Genomic DNA, 19,545 nt, shown 5'->3' on the forward strand with positions numbered 1-19,545 from the left:
GAATGTATCGGCGTTGAAATAATTGCCGTAAACCGGTGCCTTTCAACGCCGAAATCGGTATTTACCGATCATCGGATCCCGCAATGGCGCCGCTTGCGCTACAATCCGCGCCGATTTCGACTTGCCTGAGAGCCCATTCCAATGTCCGTCTGCCAGACTCCTATCATCGTCGCCCTGGATTACCCCACCCGTGACGCCGCACTGAAGCTGGCTGACCAGTTGGACCCCACGCTTTGCCGGGTCAAGGTCGGCAAGGAACTGTTCACCAGTTGCGCGGCGGAAATCGTCGGCACCCTGCGTGACAAGGGCTTCGAAGTGTTTCTTGACCTTAAATTCCACGATATCCCCAATACCACCGCCATGGCGGTCAAGGCAGCGGCCGAGATGGGCGTGTGGATGGTCAACGTGCATTGCTCCGGCGGCCTGCGCATGATGAGCGCCTGCCGGGAAGTGCTGGAACAGCGCAGCGGGCCCAAACCGCTGCTGATCGGCGTGACTGTGCTGACCAGCATGGAGCGCGAGGACCTGGCCGGCATCGGCCTGGACATCGAGCCGCAGGAGCAGGTATTGCGCCTGGCCGCCCTGGCGCAAAAAGCCGGCCTCGACGGCCTGGTCTGCTCGGCCCTCGAGGCCCAGGCGCTCAAGAGCGCTCACCCGACGCTGCAACTGGTGACCCCGGGGATCCGCCCGGCGGGCAGCGCCCAGGATGACCAGCGCCGTATTCTGACGCCGCGCCAGGCGCTCGATGCCGGTTCCGACTACCTGGTGATCGGCCGTCCGATCAGCCAGGCGGCCGATCCGGCGAAAGCGTTGGCAGCCGTCGTTGCCGAAATCGCCTGATACTGGATGTGAAAGTGGTCCACTGTAGGAGCGAGCTTGCTCGCGAAAAACGTCCAGGCAACGCGTTCATTCTGAATAAACGCGGGAGCCCTGAGTTCTTCGCGAGCAAGGGCTAGCCGCCCGCCTCGCTCCTACAAAAAGCCTTAAGGCATGCCCCTCCCACATTTGTCTATCAGGTATCAGCTGACCTTCAGCACCAGCTTGCCGAAGTTCTCTCCGTTGAACAGCTTCATCAACGTCTCGGGGAACGTCTCCAGCCCTTCAACGATATCTTCCTTGCTTTTGAGCTTGCCCTGCGCCATCCAGCCGGCCATTTCCTGCCCGGCAGCGGCAAAGTTCGCTGCGTGATCCATCACCACAAAGCCTTCCATCCGTGCGCGGTTGACCAGCAATGACAGATAGTTGGCCGGGCCTTTCACGGCTTCCTTGTTGTTGTACTGGCTGATGGCCCCACAAATCACCACCCGCGCCTTCAGCGCCAGGCGGCTGAGCACCGCGTCGAGAATGTCGCCGCCAACGTTATCGAAGTACACATCCACGCCTTTGGGACACTCACGCTTGAGGGCGGCGGGTACGTCTTCGTGTTTGTAGTCGATGGCGGCATCGAAGCCCAGTTCGTCCACCAGGAACCTGCACTTGTCGGCGCCCCCGGCGATGCCCACCACGCGGCAGCCTTTGAGTTTGGCAATTTGCCCGGCAATGCTGCCGACCGCACCGGCCGCGCCGGAGATCACCACGGTCTCGCCGGGCTTGGGTGCGCCTGTGTCCAGCAGCGCGAAGTAAGCGGTCATGCCGGTCATGCCCAGCGCAGACAGGTAGCGCGGCAGGGGCGCGAGCGTTGGGTCGACCTTGTAGAAACCGCGCGGCTCGCCCAGGAAGTAATCCTGCACGCCCAAGGCGCCGTTGACGTAGTCGCCCACCGCAAAGTTCGGGTGCTTGGAGGCGATCACCTTGCCTACGCCCAATGCACGCATCACTTCGCCGAGGCCGACAGGTGGAATGTAGGACTTGCCCTCATTCATCCAGCCGCGCATGGCGGGGTCGAGGGACAGGTACTCGTTGTGCACCAGCACTTGCCCGTCCTGCGGCGTGCCTACCGGGACTTCCTGGAAGGTGAAAGTGTCCCGCGTGGCGGCGCCGACCGGGCGTTTGGCAAGCAGGAACTGGCGGTTGGTCTGGGCAGTCATGGCGGCAACTCTTTAGAAGGGGAGTATGAGTGATAGACAAGGAACGGCCCGTGAGCAAGGTTGTTCGAGCCACGCGAATGCTTGCCGATAGACGGGGTTGATAGTCAGCCCGGTGGCCTTATCACCCAGACGCATGCAGCGCCAACCGGCCTTTTGATAGTGCTGACGCGTCGCGCCCCGGATTGACTAGACTCGCTCGACGGCTATCAATCCCAAAGGACATTCCCCATGAGTATGACGTTTTCCGGCCAGGTTGCCCTGGTGACCGGCGCCGCCGCCGGTATTGGCCGCGCGACCGCATTGGCGTTCGCCGCCGAAGGCTTGAAAGTGGTGGTGGCCGACCTCGATGTGGCGGGCGGCGAGGGCACGGTTGCGTTGATTCAGCAAGCGGGTGGCGAAGCGTTGTTTGTGCGCTGCAACGTCACCCTGGAGGCGGATGTGCAGCAATTGATGGCGCAGACCGTCGCCGCCTACGGCCGCCTGGACTATGCCTTCAACAACGCCGGGATCGAGATCGAGAAGGGCAAGCTGGCTGACGGCAGCCTGGATGAGTTCGATGCCATCATGGGGGTCAACGTCAAGGGTGTGTGGTTGTGCATGAAGTATCAACTGCCGCTGTTGCTGGCCCAGGGCGGTGGCGCCATCGTCAACACGGCGTCGGTGGCGGGGCTGGGCGCGGCGCCGAAAATGAGCATCTATGCAGCGTCCAAGCACGCGGTGATCGGCCTGACGAAGTCGGCAGCCATCGAGTACGCGAAAAAGAAAATCCGCGTCAATGCGGTCTGCCCGGCGGTGATCGATACCGACATGTTCCGCCGCGCCTATGAAGCTGACCCGCGCAAGGCCGAATTTGCCGCAGCGATGCACCCGGTCGGGCGCATTGGCAAGGTCGAGGAAATTGCCAGCGCGGTGTTGTACCTGTGCAGTGATGGTGCGGCCTTCACCACCGGTCAGGCCCTGGCGGTGGACGGCGGTGCCACGGCGATTTAAGACTTCACACTGCAACCTGTTCGAAAAGGACTGGGGGTGTTGTGGGGTGTTTCCATAGCTGGCACAAAGCCGCGATCGAATGTGTATCACTAGGTAAAAAACTCAATAAAATCAATACTTTAAAAAAGTTGAGAACAGGTTTTATTGGGCTTCTGTGCTTAACTGTTTGGGTTGAATAACAAACAGTTGAAGTGAGTGGCTCATGGATTTAGGGATTGATCGACAAGCCCCGGTACCGGTGGTGCAGCAAATCATCAGCGCAGTCGCGGGATGGATTCGCAAGCATGGGGTGAGCCCCGGCACACGCTTACCGTCTGTGCGGCAATTGGCCCTCGACAACCTGCTCAGCCAGTCCAGCGTGATCGAGGCATTCGAACGGATGGAGGCCCAAGGCATGCTGGCCTCGAAAAAAGGCTCGGGGTTCGTCGTGGCGCAACCGGCGAGCGTTCAGGAGAACCAGTGGTACGAAGGCGCCGAACAGGGCTGGGGCAGGTTTACCGACAGCCCTTTAGGCGAGCTCAAGCTCAGCTGTGGCTGGCTGCCGGACGCCTGGCGCGAGAGCGATGACATCAGCTATGCGATCCGCGAAGTCAGCCGCACCGACACCGCAGGCCTGTTCAATTACAGCACGCCTCTGGGCCTGCCGGCCCTGCGTGAACAACTGCTCAAGCGCCTGACCCAGATTCATGTGCCCAGCAGTCTCGACTGCATTCTCACCACCCATGGCGCCAGCCATGCCCTGGACCTGCTCATCCGCACGCTGCTCAGGGCCGGCGATACGGTGGTGGTCGAGACCCCCGGGTATGGCAACCTCTACCGGCAACTGGCGTTTCACGGGGTAACGTTGCTGGAAGTGCCCCGCACGCGCAGCGGCCCGGATATCGAGGTGCTGGAGGCGCACCTGCAATGCCATCGGCCCAAATGCCTGTTCATCAACAGCCTCTATCACAACCCTACCGGCACCAGCCTGTGCCGTGCGGTGGCCGAGCGTTTGCTGGCGCTGGCATGCAGCCGGGATTTCCTGATCATCGAGGAAGACGTCTACGGCGATCTGCAGCATGCCAGTTGCACGCGGTTGTCGGCGTTGCCCCATGATGACCGTGTCATCTACGTCTCCAGTTTTTCCAAGACGCTGAGCAGCGCCTTGCGCGTGGGCTACCTGAGCGCCAGTGCGGCGATCATCGCGCAACTGGCGCAACTCAAGACCCTGACGGGCATCGGCACCTCACGCTTTGCCGAAGCGATAGTGGCCACCTTGCTGGTCAACGGCGCCTACCGCAAGTGGGTGCAGCGCCTGCGCAAGCGCCTGAATACGCAGATGGCCGCCACCTTGCAGGTGCTGGAGGATGAAGAATGGCAAGTGTTTGCAGTACCCGCCGGCGGCATGTTCCTGTGGGCGCGGCCTGGCGCGCAAAACCCTTCGCGCGTGCAGGCGTGTGCCCGCAAGCTCGGTGTGCTGCTGGCGCCGGGCATGCTGTTCAACCCGGCGGGTGAGTGCTGCGAGTGGCTGCGCATCAACGTGGCCTACGCAGCTGATCCGCGAGCGCTGGCGCTGTTTCGTGCCCTGGGGCCCGCCAGATCGACCTCGACCATTCTGAAAACGACGGGTGTGTAGCTTTTTGCCATTATTGTGGCGCCCACGACTTGTGTTCAGTGCCCCGTGATTGCGACTCTCGCTGCTGGTAAGCGGGTTTATGGCATCTGCCATTGCAAGAGGACTCAAGTGCAATGATTTCGGGCGCGCAACGACGTTTCGCCAACCTTGGTATGGCGAAAAAACTGGGCTTGGGTTTTACCCTGGTGCTGCTGCTGACGGCAGTGATAGCGGCCATTGGCGTATGGTCGCTGCAAACCGTTGGCCAGCGCTTCGAAGGCCTCAAGCACATGTCTTCGCTCAACAGTGGACTGCAGAAGGTGCGCCTGATCGAACAGGATTACGCCTTGCACGCCGACCCCAAGGCTGTTGACGCCCTGCATGAAAGTGTCGACGCGCTGGCCGCGCTGGCGGCCAGTCTCAAGGCCCAGTCCGCTGCCAACGTGCCGGTCATGACCGATGTCGAGCAAGCCCTGGCGGCCTACCGCAAGGCGTTCGACGAGTTCGTCGAACTGACCCAGGCCAAGGACCTGGCCCTGGAAATGGCCAGTTGGTCGGTGTCCAGCGTGGCCAATAACCTCGATGTGTTGCAGGCCGGCCTGGCGGACGATGGCGCCTATGGCCTGAAGGAAAGCCAGGGCAAGGCGGGTGCCGAGTTTATCGAGCAGGCAGGGCAGGTGAGCCAAGTGTCGCGGTTGATGCTGCAGGCGATGAACGAAGCGCGGCTACGCCTGGATCAGAGCCGCAGGGCCGATGCGGAGGAGTCCGAGCAGGGCAAGATCGAACAGGCCGACCAGGCGCTGGCCCAGGCCGAACAACTGAAGACCTCGGTCAAGGACCCCGGCTACCAGACCGTGCTTAATGAAGTGTCCGGGCATATCGCGGCGTTCAGCGAAAAGCTCGGCGAGTACACCGGTCTGTTGGCCCAGGAAAAACTGGTTTACAAACAACTGCATGATCGCGCCGATCAGGTGGTCAGCCGAGTCAACCTGGCCTATGACGCTGAAGACCAGTCGATGCAGGCGCAGTTGGGCAAAAGCACGCTGCTGATCATCGGTTCATCCGCCCTGGCGCTGCTGGTGGGGCTGATCGCGGCCTGGGTGATTACCCGCTTGATCGTGGCGCCGCTGCGCAGTGTGATCGCAGTGGCGCAGCAGATTGCCTCCGGTGACCTGAGTGGGCGCATGGAAGTCAGCCGCCGCGACGAAATCGGCCAACTGATGCAGGCAATGCAGCAGATGGGCAACGGCCTGAGCCATATGGTCAGCGGGTTGCAGGCCGGTATCGAGCAGCTGGCCAGCTCGGCGCAGACGCTGTCCAGCGTTACCGAGCAGACCAACGTCGAAGTCAGTAGCCAGAAGGAAGAAACCGAACAGGTAGCCACGGCGATGAATCAGATGACCGCCACGGTGCACGATGTGGCGCGCAACGCCGAAGAGGCCGCGCAAGCCGCACAGACGGCGGATGACAAGGTCGACAGCGGCCAACGGGTGGTGCGCCAGAGTTTGCAGCGTATTGAATTGCTGGCCACGTCCAGCAACAGTGCCAGCGCCAGCATCGAAAGCCTCAGCGCAGAGATCCAGAACATCGGCACGGTCCTGGGCGTGATCAAGAGCGTCGCCGAGCAAACCAACTTGCTCGCCCTGAACGCCGCGATCGAAGCGGCCCGCGCAGGGGAGCAAGGGCGCGGCTTTGCGGTGGTCGCCGATGAGGTGCGGGCCCTGGCCAAGCGCACTCAGCAATCGACCGAAGAAATCGAACGCCTGGTCAGCACCTTGCGCAGCGCGGCGCAGTCGTCGGTGCAGCAGATTCAACAAAGCGGCGAACTGGTGAAGCTGGCGGTCAGCGATGCGTTGGAAACCGAGAGCGCCCTGGGCAGCATTGCAGCGGCGGTATCATTGATTCAGCAGATGAACCAGCAGATTGCCGCAGCGGCTGAAGAGCAAAGCTCGGTGGCCGAAGAGATCAACCGCAGCGTCACCAGCATCCGGGCCAGTGCCGATCAATCGGCGTTGAGCATGCAAGGCAATGCCGCCTCGAGCATCCAGCTGGCGCAGCTGGGCGCGGAACTCAAGGGCATGGTGGGGCACTTTCGCCTCTGATCGCGGCCGGGGCGCCGCGATCAGAGGGGAAGGCGATCAGGCGTTGTTGGCGAGGAACGTCAGCAGCGCCTCATTGACGAAGTCCGGATTCTCCCGGCTGGAGATATGCCCGGCGTCGGGAATCAACGTCAAGGCACAGCCGATCAGCTCGGCCATTTCCCGGGCTTCCGCAGGTGGCCGCGGCTTGTCCTGCTCGCCGCACATGACCAGGGTGGTATCGCAATCCAGGCGCGCAAGCTGATCGAGAATGTCTGCGCGGCTGAAAATCAAGCGGCCCAGGGGCACCACGCTGTCCAGCAGGCGTTCCCGGGGGAAATCCTGCAGCGACTGACGAAAGTCCTGATACAGCGCTGATTCGCGGTCGATTTCCGGCCTGAAGAAAATCGGCGCGATCACATCCAATAGCGGCGGCGGGATGGCGCCGGCGTCTTCGATCATCTTGAACAGCGAGAAGTAATACTCGCGCGTGGCGTCCGGCTCGGCGCCGAGGTAGGTGTCCATCAGCACCAGGCTGTTGACGCGTTCAGGTGCCAGCAAGGCGAGGCGGGCGCCCCACATGCCGCCGACCGACAGGCCCACCAGGTTGACCTGTGAGATGTCCAGCTGGTCGAGCAAAGCCAGGTTGTGACGTGCCAGGTCATCAAGGGACAGGGTTTGCGCAGGCAGCGTGCCCGACTCGCCATGGCCCCAAAGTTCTGGGACGATCACACGGTATTGCTGCGACAGCGCTTCGATCTGCGGTGCCCACATGTCGCGGTCCCACAGGTAGCTCGAACCCAACAAGACGACCGGGCCGGTGCCCTGGTCGATATAGTGCAGCGGTTGTCCATCAATCACGGCGACAGGCATAGCAGGCCTCTAACTTCACGGAGTGAGGGGCACTTTTTTACGCTAGTCGGGGCGGGGGGATAGATGCAAACTGATGGCACCGTCATGTGCGGCGCAGGCAGGAGCGAGCAAGCTCGCTCCTGGAGGGCCAGCGGCACTCAATCGTAAATGGCTTTCTTTTTCCACTCGGCATCGGCGTCGACGACTTTCAGGCCTTCGGTCAGTTCGTTGACTTCGTCTTCGGCCGGCGCGCTGTTGGTCAACACCGTGGAGTTGGCGCGGGCCAACTGTGATTCCAGCAATTGCAGCTGTGCGCTGTACAGCACGGGCTCCGGTTGTTTGCGCAGGTACTGCACGCCACGCTCGAACGCCAGGCGCGCCTGCCCCGGCTGACCTTGCTGCAGGGCATGCTGGCCCAGGTTGTTGAAAAACTCGATGTGCAGCAGCACCAGGATATGGCGGATTTCCTTGATCCAGTGCTTGGCCTCGTTGGTCGGCAGAAAGCCGTCCTGGGCTGCCCGGGTGACCTGGCCATGCAGTGCTTCGAGCAGGAAGCGCACATCCTTGGCCTTGGCTTCGGTCTGGATCGGCGCGGGCGGGTTGGCCACCGGAATCGATTCGCCCTGGGCGATCATTGCATTCAGCTCGGCGATCCGCGCCTTGAGCGCGGCGCTGGACTTGTTGAGGTTCAGCAGGCGTTGGTTGACGTTGAGTTCCAGGCGGGTCAGCAACAGCTTGAGCGCCGGCGTCATCAACTGGCCGGGAAAGGTCTCGGTGATTTCACCACAGCGACGCAGCCGATCATTGAGCTCGATCTCGGTACGCTTCTTTTCCAGCTTATTGTTTTCCACCACATGGTTCATGTAGCCAATGGCGATCAGTATTACGATCCCGGCTATTACCAGCAGGGTGATCATGAGTGGTGTCACCGGTGTGACCTCTTTATAGGGTTTGCTGTGGAGTGTAGTGACTGCGCTAACCGGCGGATAGGACTGTTCGACCAGTTGCCCAGGTAGTTTCTTCTATATAGGTAAAGTGATCCTGCGTGGATGCACATTGCCATCATTTGCCTGTGGCAACTATAGCGCCTTGTGGCGCGCCAGAATATAGGCGCCAGGGCTTGGGCGGAGCAGAATGCCCGCGCAGGCCGCGCAACGGGGCGAAGTCATTGATTTAAATAAATTTATCCTTGGGGGTTGACGACCTTTCAATCCATCCATAGAATGCGCGCCACTTACAGCGTAAAGCACACAGCGAAACGCGGTAGGGAGTGAATGTTGTACGTGTGTCCCCTTCGTCTAGTGGCCTAGGACACCGCCCTTTCACGGCGGTAACAGGGGTTCGAGTCCCCTAGGGGACGCCATATGCGGGAATAGCTCAGTTGGTAGAGCACGACCTTGCCAAGGTCGGGGTCGCGAGTTCGAGTCTCGTTTCCCGCTCCAATTTACAAGCAGTGTGGCCCTCGGGCGGCATTGAGTGAAACCAGGACCACGTCTTCGGACGAGGCCTCTGGGCACTGAAATACACACCATGTGTTTCAGTAGCGTGTCCCCTTCGTCTAGTGGCCTAGGACACCGCCCTTTCACGGCGGTAACAGGGGTTCGAGTCCCCTAGGGGACGCCATTTGCGGGAATAGCTCAGTTGGTAGAGCACGACCTTGCCAAGGTCGGGGTCGCGAGTTCGAGTCTCGTTTCCCGCTCCAATTCAAAGAAAAAGCCACTCAAACGAGTGGCTTTTTTTTGTCTGCGAAAAACAGCGCCCACCTCTTGAAGTCATTGGCGCTGAAGGCTGTTGGCCGGCTGAGCCAACCGCAACGCATTTTCCGGCTGGCCCAGCGGCGAGAACTGCTGGCCGCTGCGCACCACTAGTCTGTGGTCCCGAGAGCAAGCAACTGGCCGACCTGGAGATTGCACTGAGTGAAATGGCCTGGGTGCTGGTGATCCAGCTGTGCCATCCCACTCAGCGGTCGGTGGGGTCTTTGAAGATATGCTGATGGTGCAAGCCCTGGGCAAGCCCCCTCCCACATTAGAGACTCAGAGTTTAGGCAACTGGCCGACACGCCCCATCATTTCCGTAACGATCTGCAAATCCAGCAGGAACTGCTCGACGGTCTTGAACTCACCGTCAGTGTGCCCGGTGTATTTCTCTTCCGGGCGGGCCAGGCCGAATTGCACGCCGTTGGGCAGGTCGTGCACGGAGGTGGCGCCGGCGGAGGTGCCAAACGTGTGCGGCATGCCCAGGTTTTCAGTGGCCACCGCCAGCAACGCTTTTACCCATTCGCCCTCGGGGTTGCGGTACATCGGTTTATCCAGCGAATAGGTGAAGTTCACGTTGACCTTGGCGTGCGCGTTCCAGGCGTTCAGTTTCTGCTCGAGCTGCGCCTTGAGTGCCTCCGGGGTTTTACCCTTCGGCGCGCGCAGGTTCACCGCCAGCTTGAAGGCTTTGTCATCCAGGCCGACAAAGGTCGGCGAGGTGGTCAGCGGTCCCATGAAGTCATCGGCAAAGCCCACGCCCAATTTGCCGCCCAGGTAATCCAGGCCCCAGTTGTCCGCCGCATACTTCGCAGCATCGGTGATGTGGTTGTGCTTGAGGGCAATCTTGCCATCGACGCTGTGGATCAACTCCAGCATACGTGCCACCGGGTTGACCCCGGATTCGGGCTCGGAGGAGTGGGCCGACACGCCGGTGACGGTGAGTTTGACGTTCTTGCCGTCGACCTTGGCGGTCACCTGGAAATTGCCGCCATTGCGCTTGGCATAGTCATCCCCGGCCTGCTGCAAGTTGGCCGCCAATTCAGCAGGGTTATCGCTCACCAGCGTGGCGACCGATACCGATGGAATCTGGTTGGTGGCCTTGCCGCCGGTCATTGCGATGATCTCCGCGCCCGTGCCTTCACCCTTGCGCACCGGGAAGGTGGCCATGACGGTGCCCGAGCCTTTCTCGGCAATCACCACCGGATAACCGCCATCCAGCGCGAGGTTGTATTGCGGCACGGGGTTGCGTTCAAAGTAGTAAGGAATGGCGTCACCGGAGGTTTCTTCAGTGGTGTCCACCAGCAGCTTGAACGTGCGTGCCAGCGGCAGTTTTTCCTCCTTGATTACCTTCATGGCATACATCGCCACGACGATCGCGTTCTTGTCATCCTCGGTGCCACGGCCATACATGCGGTCGCCGATCAGCGTGACCTTGAACGGGTCGAGCTTGGTGCCATCCGGCAGCACCCAGTTTTCCGGCGTCACCGGTACCACATCGGCGTGGGCATGCACGCCGACCACTTCTTTACTGCTGCCTTCCAGGGAAATTTCATACACGCGGTTATCGACGTTACGGAAGTTCAGGTTGAAAGACTTGGCCAGGGCCTGGATTTTGTCGGCGATCTTGAGGAATTCCGGGTTTTTATACTGCGGTAGCCCATCTACGTTGAACGTCGGGATTTCCACCAGCTCGCGCAGGGTCTCGAGCGCGGCTTTGCCGTACTTCACGCGGGTGTAAACGCCCAGCAGGCGGTTGATCTCGTTCTGCTGGTCGGCACTCAGGGTTTTGTTATCGAGAAAGGCGCTGATGGCCGGGGCGATGTCACCGGTCTTGCCCAGGTCGCCTTTGGCCAGGGCGCCGAGGAAACTGCGGAAATCGCTGACCGATGTGTCGCTGAAACTCTTCAGAATTGCGGTGTTCTGTCCAGGCGTGATGTTGGCAAGCGCAGCTGGGGTGACGGCTGCAAGGCTGGCAGCGAACAGGGTGGCGGCCGCGAGCTTTTTCAGTGGAAAGTGCATGGTTAGAGGCATTCCTTTGCAGGGCGTGAATAGGGGTGTTTCTGACCGATAAGGCAGAAACATTTCTACACACTACCATTACCCAGATGCCCCAGGTCAATGCTGGCCAGGATGAGGCGCGGGGGACTCATCCGTCACGTTCAAGGCTCTAGCGTAGGGGCTGTCCCGCTGGTGCCTACCCACGCCGGGCGGGTTGTAGCGTTGCGGGCTGGCCACCAGGTAGACCGGATAGCAGACTGTTATTGCGGCTCAAAAACGCAGCATACGATTTTTACCCATCCTTCAGGCTCAGTCACATGCATCCGCAAGAGTAAAAAAGCCAGTTGACCAGACAATTGCTCTCGCTCTTTGCATCCAGATAGCGACCACCGAACTCCATCCAAACTTTTGCTGCTGCCGAAGATTGATCCAGTAAAATTAAAGTGGAGTGAGGGGGGCAGCCTTTAATCAGCGCCAACCTATCTCGGATTTTTAGATTAAATATCTATAATTTAGCGGGTGCGGAGGCGGTAGTGATTATAAAGAGCGGGAAGGACGGATAACAAACCGCCTGGTGTGAAAAAGTGTCATAAATAAAATTGCTTTGAATTCAATAGGGGAAAAAACCAATCAGTGGTTTGAAAAAAATCGATACGCGAAAACATGAAATTTTATTCATGTTGGTGGCCGGCGATACCCGAGCCGCGATGCTTGATATTGCTCCGATCAACCAAGTACATTTCACTTAAGTTCCAGCATCAATGGTCGCCAACAGGAAGTTACTCTATGCTCGTTGCTAAAGCTGAAGTGTTCTTGACAGAAGTGCCCTATAAAAATCCTTATCAAACCGCAACCAATATAACCGCCAAAGGCCGGCATGTAGTGTTAAAGCTTACGACAGACACAGGACTCATTGGGTGGGGAGAATCGGGGATTATATCGAGAGGGTATCCTGCCCAAGGGGATACTCCCGAAACAATGCTTGCAGTATTGAAAGCCTATTTGTGCCCTGCAATAATTGGTAAAAATCCATGTCTGTTTGAAGTGATAATGAGTGATCTGGATCTGTTCAAGCTGCCGGAGCGGACCGAATTTGCTATGCAGACTCATTAGGGATTTGCGAACCTTTCAAGGTTCAGGCGACTATTAAACTAATCAGGACATCATTACCTGACATTGACCTCGAAGTTCACTTCCATGACGATAGAGGTTTGGCGATGGCAAATACCTTGGCCTCCATTGAGGCGGGTGCTACTTTTATTTCCTGCACGGTCAATGGCATTGGCGAACGATGCGGCATCACCGAAACATGCCTCCTGATTACTAATTTGCACTTCAACTCGATAGCTTGCAGCGGCAAAGCCTCAAAAATTCTTAAGCTCAGCAACATCGTTTCGAAAGAGCTGGGCGACGCCTTTGATCGACGGCGCCCGATCATTGGCGAGTACAGCTTCGTACATACCGCAAAGCTTCATGTGACCGCCAATTCCCGAAGCAGAAATTGCTATCACTGGATAGACCCTGCTTACTTGAGCGAGTAAACGGCGCCTTGAATCTTATGCGAGCACCTCAACATGATGAGTCATGAGTGGTTGACAGGCGTCGGTCTGGTTTTTCTCGGAATAATAACGGGATTCGTCGGGACCAATACCGGTGGGAGTGTGTTTTTAACCGTTCCGGTGATGATCTGGCTGGGGATTCCGCCTCAGTCGTCGATCGCCACAGCGCGCTTGGCCTCGGTAGGCACTATGGTTGCAGGACTGCGACACTTTCATAATCAGGGAAAGGTCGATTATGCACTGGCCTTTCCAGCTGCGGCACTGGGGTTGGTTGGGGCTCTGGGAGGAACGAGCGTTCTTCTTCAAATAGATCCTGCGCTGTTGCACAAAGTAATTGGCGGGCTGACATTGCTGCTCGTCGCGTTGTCCCTTATAAAAAAACCTCGTAGCGGCGAAACACCTCCCTCAGCAATCAGGCGTCTGTTTGGTTATATCCTCTTCATCCCAGTAGGCATGATCGGCGGGTTATTCGGTGGACAAGCTAAACTTTCGACGTATTTATTCATTATCTTTTTAGGAAAACCATCAGCGAATCGGTGGGGACCCGCAAAGTCGGCGGGTTAGTACTCTCCGTGGGCTCACTAATCATTTTCGGCGTCAGCGGCATCATTAACTGGCAGTACGGATGTTGTCTGGTTATTGGCACGTTATTGGGTGCAAATGCCGGCGCGAAGTTTGCGATAAAGAAGGGCGACCAGTGGATGGAGTCAGTTTTCAATATAGTCGTGGTTATGTTGGCATTGAGGATGCTGTTCTGGTGAGCGGAAATCACGCAGCCCATTCAGACCTGAAATAGCCATGTCCTGCCTTTCCTAGATTCGACGGTTTCTAGGTAACATCCTATTGACGCTTTGCTTTCCACAGCCTGAGCTCGTGCACCGGCTTTTGGCAGGTTGAAGCGGCTCGCTTCGCTTCGTGGTTAACGTAGGCTGCTACAAAGTTGTGTAGATACTTATGGCCATCGGGGGCAAGCCTCCTTCACATTTTGAGCTCGACATGTCAGTTGATTTCGTAGCGCACCGACAATGCGCCTTTCTTCTCCGAAACGGCCAGGATCGTCACTTGGCCCACTTCCCCCAACGCCTGCACATGGGTGCCGCCACAGGCGTAGGCCGGCAGTTCGCCGAAGCCGACTTCGCGTGTGCCTTCATCCAACCACATCTGCCGTGAGTAGTCAGCGGCGATCCACTGATTGACTTGCTGTTGGATTGCCTCGGCGTCCATGGTTTGTGCGGCTTCGCCGCGGATAAAAGTAATCTTTCCTTCCCCCGGCCAATGGTGAGCCTTGATCGGCATCCAGCCCAGGCGTTCGCCTGCATTGCCAATCAAATGCCCAGCTGAGTGAAGGCGGCTGTGCAGCGCGCGGCGTTGTGCATCGACCCGTGCAGTGATCGGGCCGGGTTCCACAGGTTGATTGACGTAGTGCACCACATGCTCGGCTTCCTGCATGACGCGCAGCACCTGGCTGTCGCCGAGCCACCCGGTGTCGAATGGCTGGCCGCCGCCCTGGGTATGGAAAATCGTCGACTGCACAACAACGGCGAATTGCTCAGCGTGCGGGGTGCAACTGAGCACTTCCAGTTCGGCAGTCAGGTGATCGTGGGTGAAAAACAGGCGCTGGGTCATGGTCGTCTACATCCGCATTCAGGTTCTGCGTGCAGTATAAATACTGCACTGATAGGTGATAATCCATGCAAACATCAATGGACCTGTGCGTCATGAGCATTAATCTTCCTTTGCCGCTGCTGGGTGAAATGGCGATTTTCGTCAAAGTGGTGGAAACCGGCAGCTTCTCCGAGGCGGCGCGGCAGCTGAGCGTTTCACCTTCGGCGGTGAGCCGCAGCATTTCGCGCCTGGAACAGGCCTTGGCAACCCGGTTGTTGCAGCGCACCACGCGCAAGCTGCGCCTTAGCGAGGGCGGCGAAGAGGTGTTCAAGCGGTGCCAGGAGATGGTCAACGCGGCGCGCTCGGTGATGGAAATCAGCGGGCAATTTACCCATGAAGCCGAAGGCTTGGTGCGAGTCAGCGTGCCCAAGGCGGTGGGGCGGTTTGTGGTGCATCCGCATATGCCGGAATTTCTGCGGCGCTATCCCAAGGTGGATGTGCAACTGATCCTTGAGGATCGGCATGTGGATTTGATCGACGACAATGTCGACCTGAGCATCCGCATCACCGACAGCCCGCCACCCGGTCTGATCGGGCGGCAGCTATTGCCGATTGAACATTTGCTGTGTGCAACGCCGCAGTACCTGGCCCAGCATGGCACGCCCAGTCACCCCCATGATCTACTGGAGCACAGCTGTATCTACCTGGGTGAAACCCCAGGGGACTCACGCTGGAAGTTCCGCCAGGCCGGCAAGGCGGTGACGGTCGGTGTACGCGGGCGATATGCGGCGAACCACACGGGCGTGCGGCTGGATGCGGTGTTGCAGCATGTGGGGATTGGCAGCTTGCCGTATTTCACGGCGCGACATGCCTTGGAGGCGGGGCAGTTGGTGCAGGTATTGCCGGGGTGGGATTTTATTGCGTCGTATCATGGCGAAGCGTGGTTGCTGCACTCACCGACGCGATACTTGCCGCCGAAGTTGCGGGTGTTTATTGATTATCTGGTGGAGTGCATGGCGAAGGAACCGAGACTGCGCCGCCGTTAAAAATGTGGGAGGGGGCTTGCCCCCTCCCACATTTGGATTGGGTGTTCTGCAAGTCAGTGCTTGCTCTGGTCGTCCGGCATGGCCAGCAGCTGCTTTTCCTGATTCCAGTCGAACGGTTCGTCGTTCAACTCGGCTTCATGGCGACGTTCTTCCAGGGCCTGGTACAGGTCCAGTTCTTCGTCGGGCATGAAGTGCAGGCAATCGCCGCCAAAGAACCACAGCAGATCGCGCGGTACCAGGTGGGCGATTTGCGGATAGCGCAGGATGACCTGGCTCATCATGTCCTGGCCAAGGTATTGGCTTTCGATCGGATCGATCGGCAGCAGGGCGCGCAGTTCGTCGAAACGTTCCAGAAACAACAAATGGCTTTCCTCGGGTACCTGTTCGGCTTCGCCGACGGCAACCAGGATGCTACGCAGGTGGTCGAGCAAGACGAGATGATCGGCAACGACGTTGGACACGAGATAAGTCCTCTAAAGCAAAAACGGGCGCGAGAGTATAGGCCTCTCGCGCCCGTTTTTATATGACCGCTGGTATCAGCGGACTTTACCTTCAGCCTGCAGCAGCTCTTCCTTGCTGAAATCATCCACATCAATCACCTTGCGGCGAGCCGCTTCGGCGTCACGCAGGGTTTGCGCTTCGGCGGGTTGCAGCACGCCAGCGTGCAGCGCGGCGTCGATGGCATGCTCGCCGGCAGTCGGTTTGACTTGCCCGCTCTTGAGCGCGGCGTGCAGTTTTTTCTGCAGCGGATGGCTGGCACCGAGCAGGTCATAGGCATGTTGCAGTGCGCCCACCGGGTCTTGCGCCGACTGTGGGCGATAGCAGCCAGCCAGCAGCTCTTCCAGGGTCGGGTCGCCCTTGGCACGGCCGATCACGGCGGCAACCTCGGCATCCAGGGCATCGGACGGCCCGGTATGCCGACGCCCGAACGGGAACACGATCACCCGCAGCAGGCAGCCGAGGATTTTATTCGGGAAGTTGCTCAGCAATTCATCCAGTGCACGCTCGGACTGGCCAAGGCTTTCTTCCATGGCCCAAGCGAACAGCGGTTCCAGGTGATCCGGCGAGTCCAGGTCGTGGTAGCGTTTTAGCGCCGCCGACGCCAGGTACATATGGCTCAGCACATCACCCAGGCGCGCCGACAGCCGTTCACGGCGTTTCAATTCGCCGCCCAGCAGCATCATGCTCAGGTCTGCGAGCAGGGCGAACGCGGCGGCCTGACGGTTGAGTGCACGGAAATAACCCTGGCTCAAACGGTTGCCCGGGGCTTTTTCGAAGTGACCGATGCCCAGGTTCAATACCAAGGTACTGGCGGCGTTGCTCACGGCGAATCCGATGTGTTGCATCAACAGTCCATCGAACTCCTTCAATGCCTGGTCATGGTCTTCACGACCGGCCAGGGCCATTTCCTTGAGCACGAACGGATGGCAGCGAATCGCACCCTGGCCGAAGATCATCAGGTTACGCGAAAGGATATTCGCGCCTTCCACGGTGATGAAGATCGGCGCCCCTTGCCAGCTACGGCCCAGGTAGTTGTTCGGGCCCATGATGATGCCCTTGCCGCCATGCACATCCATGGCGTGGCTGATGCACTCGCGGCCGCGTTCGGTGAGGTGGTACTTGAGGATCGCCGACAGCACCGAGGGCTTTTCGCCCATGTCCACGGCATTGGCGGTGAGCATGCGGGCGCTGTCCATCAGCCAGGCGTTGCCGCCGATGCGCGCCAGGGCTTCCTGGATACCTTCGAAGGCCGACAGCGGCACGTTGAACTGTTCACGCACTTGGGCGTATTGGCCGGTCACCAGGCTGGTGAACTTGGCGGCGCCGGTGCCCACCGCAGGCAGAGAGATGGAACGGCCCACGGACAGGCAGTTCATCAGCATCATCCAGCCCTTGCCGAGCATCTCCTGGCCGCCGATGAGGAATTCGAGCGGAATGAAGACGTCCTTGCCCGAGTTGGGGCCATTCATGAACGCGGCGCCCAGGGGCAGGTGGCGGCGGCCGATTTCGACACCGGGGGTGTCGGTGGGAATCAACGCGAGACTGATGCCCAGGTCCTCCTCCTCGCCCAGCAGATGGTCCGGGTCATAGGCCTTGAACGCCAGGCCGAGCAAGGTCGCGACCGGGCCGAGGGTGATGTAGCGCTTTTCCCAGTTCAGGCGCAGGCCGAGGGTTTCCTTGCCTTGCCACTCGCCTTTGCAGATGACGCCGGTGTCGGGCATGGCGCCGGCATCGGAGCCGGCCAGCGGGCCGGTCAGGGCGAAACACGGAATATCGTCGCCTCGCGCCAGGCGCGGCAGGTAGTGGTTGCGTTGCTCGTCGGTGCCGTAGTGCAACAGCAATTCGGCAGGGCCCAGGGAGTTGGGCACCATGACGGTGGAAGCCAGGTCGCCGCTGCGGGTTGCCAGTTTCATCGCGACCTGGGAGTGGGCATAGGCTGAGAAGCCCTTGCCGCCATATTCCTTGGGGATGATCAGGGCGAAGAAACCATGGGTCTTGATGTGCTCCCAGGCAGCGGGGGGCAGGTCCATGGCCTGGCCGATTTCCCAATCACTGACCATGGCGCAGAGTTCTTCGGTGGGGCCGTCGATGAAGGCCTGTTCTTCCTCGGTCAATTGCACCTTGGGGTAGGCCAGCAATTTGTCCCAGTCAGGGCGCCCGCTGAACAGTTCGCCATCCCACCACACAGTGCCCGCGTCGATGGCATCGCGCTCGGTTTCGGACATCGGCGGCAGGACTTTCTGGAACCAGCTGAACAACGGCTTGGTAAAGTATTGGCGGCGCAGGTCGGGCAGCAGCAGGGGCACGGCCACGATCGCGATCAGCACCCAGAAAATCAGCAGCAGCCAACCCGGTGCATGGCTCCAGGCGCCCATCGCCAACAGGTAAACGGCGACCACACCCAGGGCGGGCAGGGGCGCGGTGCGGCGGTGTGCCAGGTAGGCAATGCCGACCACCAGAACCAGTATCCACAACAACAGCATATTCAATCCTCCGTGAAACCAGGGGCGAAACCACCAGGGAGCTTAGACGGCGTCCGGCCAAGCGGGGTGATCAGGGTGTTACAAGTTGTACTGGGGATACCTGAGTCCCAGCCGCTTCTTCGATAGTGACCACCCTGCCGGGGTGGAGTTCGCCGGGAAACATCGCGGAACCCGCGCGGATTTATATGACCAGGCAGTCAATCTCGACGGCGCCGTGCATGAGACGGTGCGTTGCGCCCCCCTGCACCTTGAAGCCCTAGGCCTGCCGGGCGACGGGTAGAGTGATTCAAGGCGCGCGTGAACCGGCGTATGCTGCAACGTTCATCAAGCCATGTTCACCAACGATAAGGCGCGGTCATGCTGAAAATCTGGGGTCGTAAAAACTCATCAAATGTCAGGAAGGCACTCTGGTGCGCCGAGGAACTCGGCCTGGACTATGAGGCGATTGATGCGGGCGGCGCTTTTGGTGTGGTCGACACGCCGCAATACCGAGCCTTGAACCCCAATGGCCGGGTGCCGATGATCGAAGACGGCGACTTCGTGCTGTGGGAATCCAACACCATCGTGCGTTACTTGTGCGCCAAGCACGCGTCAGACTTTTACCCAAGTGACCTGCAAATCCGCGCCAGCGCCGAAAAGTGGATGGACTGGACCACGTCCACGCTCGCCGATCCCTTCAAGGCCGTGTTCTGGGGCATCGTGCGCACACCGCCGGAAAAACAGAACTGGGACAGCATCAATGCCGGGCGCCAAGCCTGCATCGATGCACTCAAAACGGTCGACCAGGCCCTTGCCGAGCAACCTTACCTTTCCGGCAAAGCCTTCGGCATCGGGGATATTCCCCTGGGCTGCTTTATCTATGCCTGGTTCGAGATGCCCATCGAACGCCCGGCAATGCCCAACCTAGAGGCGTGGTACCAGCGCCTGAAGCTACGTCCGGCCTACCGCAAGGCAGTGATGACCGCGTTGACCTGATACACACTATTAACAAGGGTGACTGTACTTGTGCGGCCCGGGCACGCACCATGCTGGAACACATCGCAGGTTGAACTACCTGC

General features: G+C 59.4%; 15 protein-coding genes, 4 tRNA genes and 3 pseudogenes. 15 read left to right on the plus strand and 7 right to left on the minus strand.

Annotation, left to right across the window (positions count from 1 at the left end; all coding sequences use genetic code 11):
- The first annotated feature begins 141 nt into the window (after positions 1-141).
- Positions 142-840: an orotidine-5'-phosphate decarboxylase gene (gene pyrF, locus C4J92_RS08840; protein ID WP_124366448.1), complete on the plus strand. Its 699-nt coding sequence runs from the start codon at positions 142-144 to the stop codon at positions 838-840.
- A 179-nt stretch (positions 841-1,019) separates the two neighbouring features.
- Here the strand turns inward: pyrF and C4J92_RS08845 are convergent, their stop codons facing one another.
- Positions 1,020-2,027: an NADP-dependent oxidoreductase gene (locus C4J92_RS08845; protein WP_124403574.1), complete on the minus strand. Its 1,008-nt coding sequence runs from the start codon at positions 2,025-2,027 to the stop codon at positions 1,020-1,022.
- A gap of 228 nt (positions 2,028-2,255) precedes the next feature.
- On the opposite strand from C4J92_RS08845, the gene C4J92_RS08850 reads away from it, so the two are divergent.
- The 4 genes and pseudogenes from C4J92_RS08850 (at position 2,256) to C4J92_RS27410 (ending at position 6,713) form a co-directional block, all read left to right on the plus strand.
- Positions 2,256-3,017: an SDR family oxidoreductase gene (locus tag C4J92_RS08850; protein WP_124362008.1), complete on the plus strand. Its 762-nt coding sequence runs from the start codon at positions 2,256-2,258 to the stop codon at positions 3,015-3,017.
- A 202-nt stretch (positions 3,018-3,219) separates the two neighbouring features.
- Positions 3,220-4,632, plus strand: coding sequence for a PLP-dependent aminotransferase family protein (locus tag C4J92_RS08855; RefSeq protein WP_124403575.1), 1,413 nt, complete (start codon positions 3,220-3,222; stop codon positions 4,630-4,632).
- A gap of 995 nt (positions 4,633-5,627) precedes the next feature.
- Positions 5,628-5,852: pseudogene (locus C4J92_RS27405) on the plus strand (HAMP domain-containing protein); the annotation flags it as partial.
- Between the two features lie 18 nt (positions 5,853-5,870).
- Entirely contained in the window at positions 5,871-6,713 is an 843-nt protein-coding gene (locus C4J92_RS27410; RefSeq protein WP_372237493.1) for a methyl-accepting chemotaxis protein, read from the plus strand.
- Positions 6,714-6,749: 36 nt separating this feature from the next.
- Here C4J92_RS27410 and C4J92_RS08865 read toward each other — a convergent pair whose 3' ends face one another.
- Positions 6,750-7,562 (minus strand): alpha/beta fold hydrolase, encoded by an 813-nt coding sequence (locus C4J92_RS08865; protein ID WP_124403577.1) that lies wholly within the window; start codon positions 7,560-7,562, stop codon positions 6,750-6,752.
- Positions 7,563-7,699: 137 nt separating this feature from the next.
- Entirely contained in the window at positions 7,700-8,470 is a 771-nt protein-coding gene (locus C4J92_RS08870) for a hypothetical protein (RefSeq protein ID WP_164487523.1), read from the minus strand.
- Positions 8,471-8,828: 358 nt separating this feature from the next.
- Between C4J92_RS08870 and C4J92_RS08875 the strand changes: the two genes are divergently transcribed.
- The 4 genes from C4J92_RS08875 (at position 8,829) to C4J92_RS08890 (ending at position 9,243) form a co-directional block, all read left to right on the plus strand.
- A tRNA-Glu gene (locus tag C4J92_RS08875) sits at positions 8,829-8,904 on the plus strand.
- A gap of 3 nt (positions 8,905-8,907) precedes the next feature.
- Positions 8,908-8,983 (plus strand) — tRNA-Gly (locus C4J92_RS08880).
- A gap of 105 nt (positions 8,984-9,088) precedes the next feature.
- A tRNA-Glu gene (locus C4J92_RS08885) sits at positions 9,089-9,164 on the plus strand.
- A gap of 3 nt (positions 9,165-9,167) precedes the next feature.
- Positions 9,168-9,243: transfer RNA gene (locus tag C4J92_RS08890), tRNA-Gly, on the plus strand.
- A 331-nt stretch (positions 9,244-9,574) separates the two neighbouring features.
- Here C4J92_RS08890 and C4J92_RS08895 read toward each other — a convergent pair.
- Entirely contained in the window at positions 9,575-11,314 is a 1,740-nt protein-coding gene (locus tag C4J92_RS08895; RefSeq protein ID WP_124403579.1) for a dipeptidase, read from the minus strand.
- Positions 11,315-12,079: 765 nt separating this feature from the next.
- On the opposite strand from C4J92_RS08895, the gene C4J92_RS08900 reads away from it, so the two are divergent.
- The 3 genes and pseudogenes from C4J92_RS08900 (at position 12,080) to C4J92_RS08910 (ending at position 13,613) form a co-directional block, all read left to right on the plus strand.
- Positions 12,080-12,406, plus strand: coding sequence for a hypothetical protein (locus C4J92_RS08900; RefSeq protein WP_164487524.1), 327 nt, complete (start codon positions 12,080-12,082; stop codon positions 12,404-12,406).
- Between the two features lie 2 nt (positions 12,407-12,408).
- Positions 12,409-12,834 (plus strand): hypothetical protein, encoded by a 426-nt coding sequence (locus C4J92_RS08905; protein WP_256657496.1) that lies wholly within the window; start codon positions 12,409-12,411, stop codon positions 12,832-12,834.
- A gap of 36 nt (positions 12,835-12,870) precedes the next feature.
- Positions 12,871-13,613 (plus strand): annotated as a pseudogene (locus tag C4J92_RS08910) (sulfite exporter TauE/SafE family protein).
- 238 nt (positions 13,614-13,851) lie between these two features.
- On the opposite strand, the gene C4J92_RS08920 reads toward C4J92_RS08910, so the two are convergent.
- On the minus strand, positions 13,852-14,478 hold the full coding sequence (locus C4J92_RS08920) for an alanyl-tRNA editing protein (RefSeq protein WP_124403582.1): 627 nt from the start codon (positions 14,476-14,478) through the stop codon (positions 13,852-13,854).
- Between the two features lie 92 nt (positions 14,479-14,570).
- On the opposite strand from C4J92_RS08920, the gene C4J92_RS08925 reads away from it, so the two are divergent.
- Positions 14,571-15,503: a LysR family transcriptional regulator gene (locus tag C4J92_RS08925; RefSeq protein ID WP_124403583.1), complete on the plus strand. Its 933-nt coding sequence runs from the start codon at positions 14,571-14,573 to the stop codon at positions 15,501-15,503.
- Between the two features lie 53 nt (positions 15,504-15,556).
- On the opposite strand, the gene C4J92_RS08930 is transcribed toward C4J92_RS08925, so the two are convergent.
- On the minus strand, positions 15,557-15,964 hold the full coding sequence (locus C4J92_RS08930) for a PA2817 family protein (RefSeq protein ID WP_124362017.1): 408 nt from the start codon (positions 15,962-15,964) through the stop codon (positions 15,557-15,559).
- Between the two features lie 75 nt (positions 15,965-16,039).
- Complete coding sequence (locus C4J92_RS08935) at positions 16,040-18,487, minus strand: acyl-CoA dehydrogenase (protein WP_124403584.1); 2,448 nt, start codon at positions 18,485-18,487, stop codon at positions 16,040-16,042.
- Between the two features lie 85 nt (positions 18,488-18,572).
- On the opposite strand from C4J92_RS08935, the pseudogene C4J92_RS27175 reads away from it, so the two are divergent.
- Together C4J92_RS27175 and C4J92_RS08945 are read left to right on the plus strand one after the other, a co-directional pair.
- Positions 18,573-18,728 (plus strand): annotated as a pseudogene (locus tag C4J92_RS27175) (cysteine protease); the annotation flags it as partial.
- A gap of 116 nt (positions 18,729-18,844) precedes the next feature.
- Entirely contained in the window at positions 18,845-19,462 is a 618-nt protein-coding gene (locus tag C4J92_RS08945) for a glutathione S-transferase family protein (protein ID WP_124403585.1), read from the plus strand.
- The last annotated feature ends 83 nt before the right edge of the window (positions 19,463-19,545 follow it).

Source organism: Pseudomonas sp. R3-18-08 (assembly GCF_003852065.1).
Lineage (GTDB): Bacteria > Pseudomonadota > Gammaproteobacteria > Pseudomonadales > Pseudomonadaceae > Aquipseudomonas.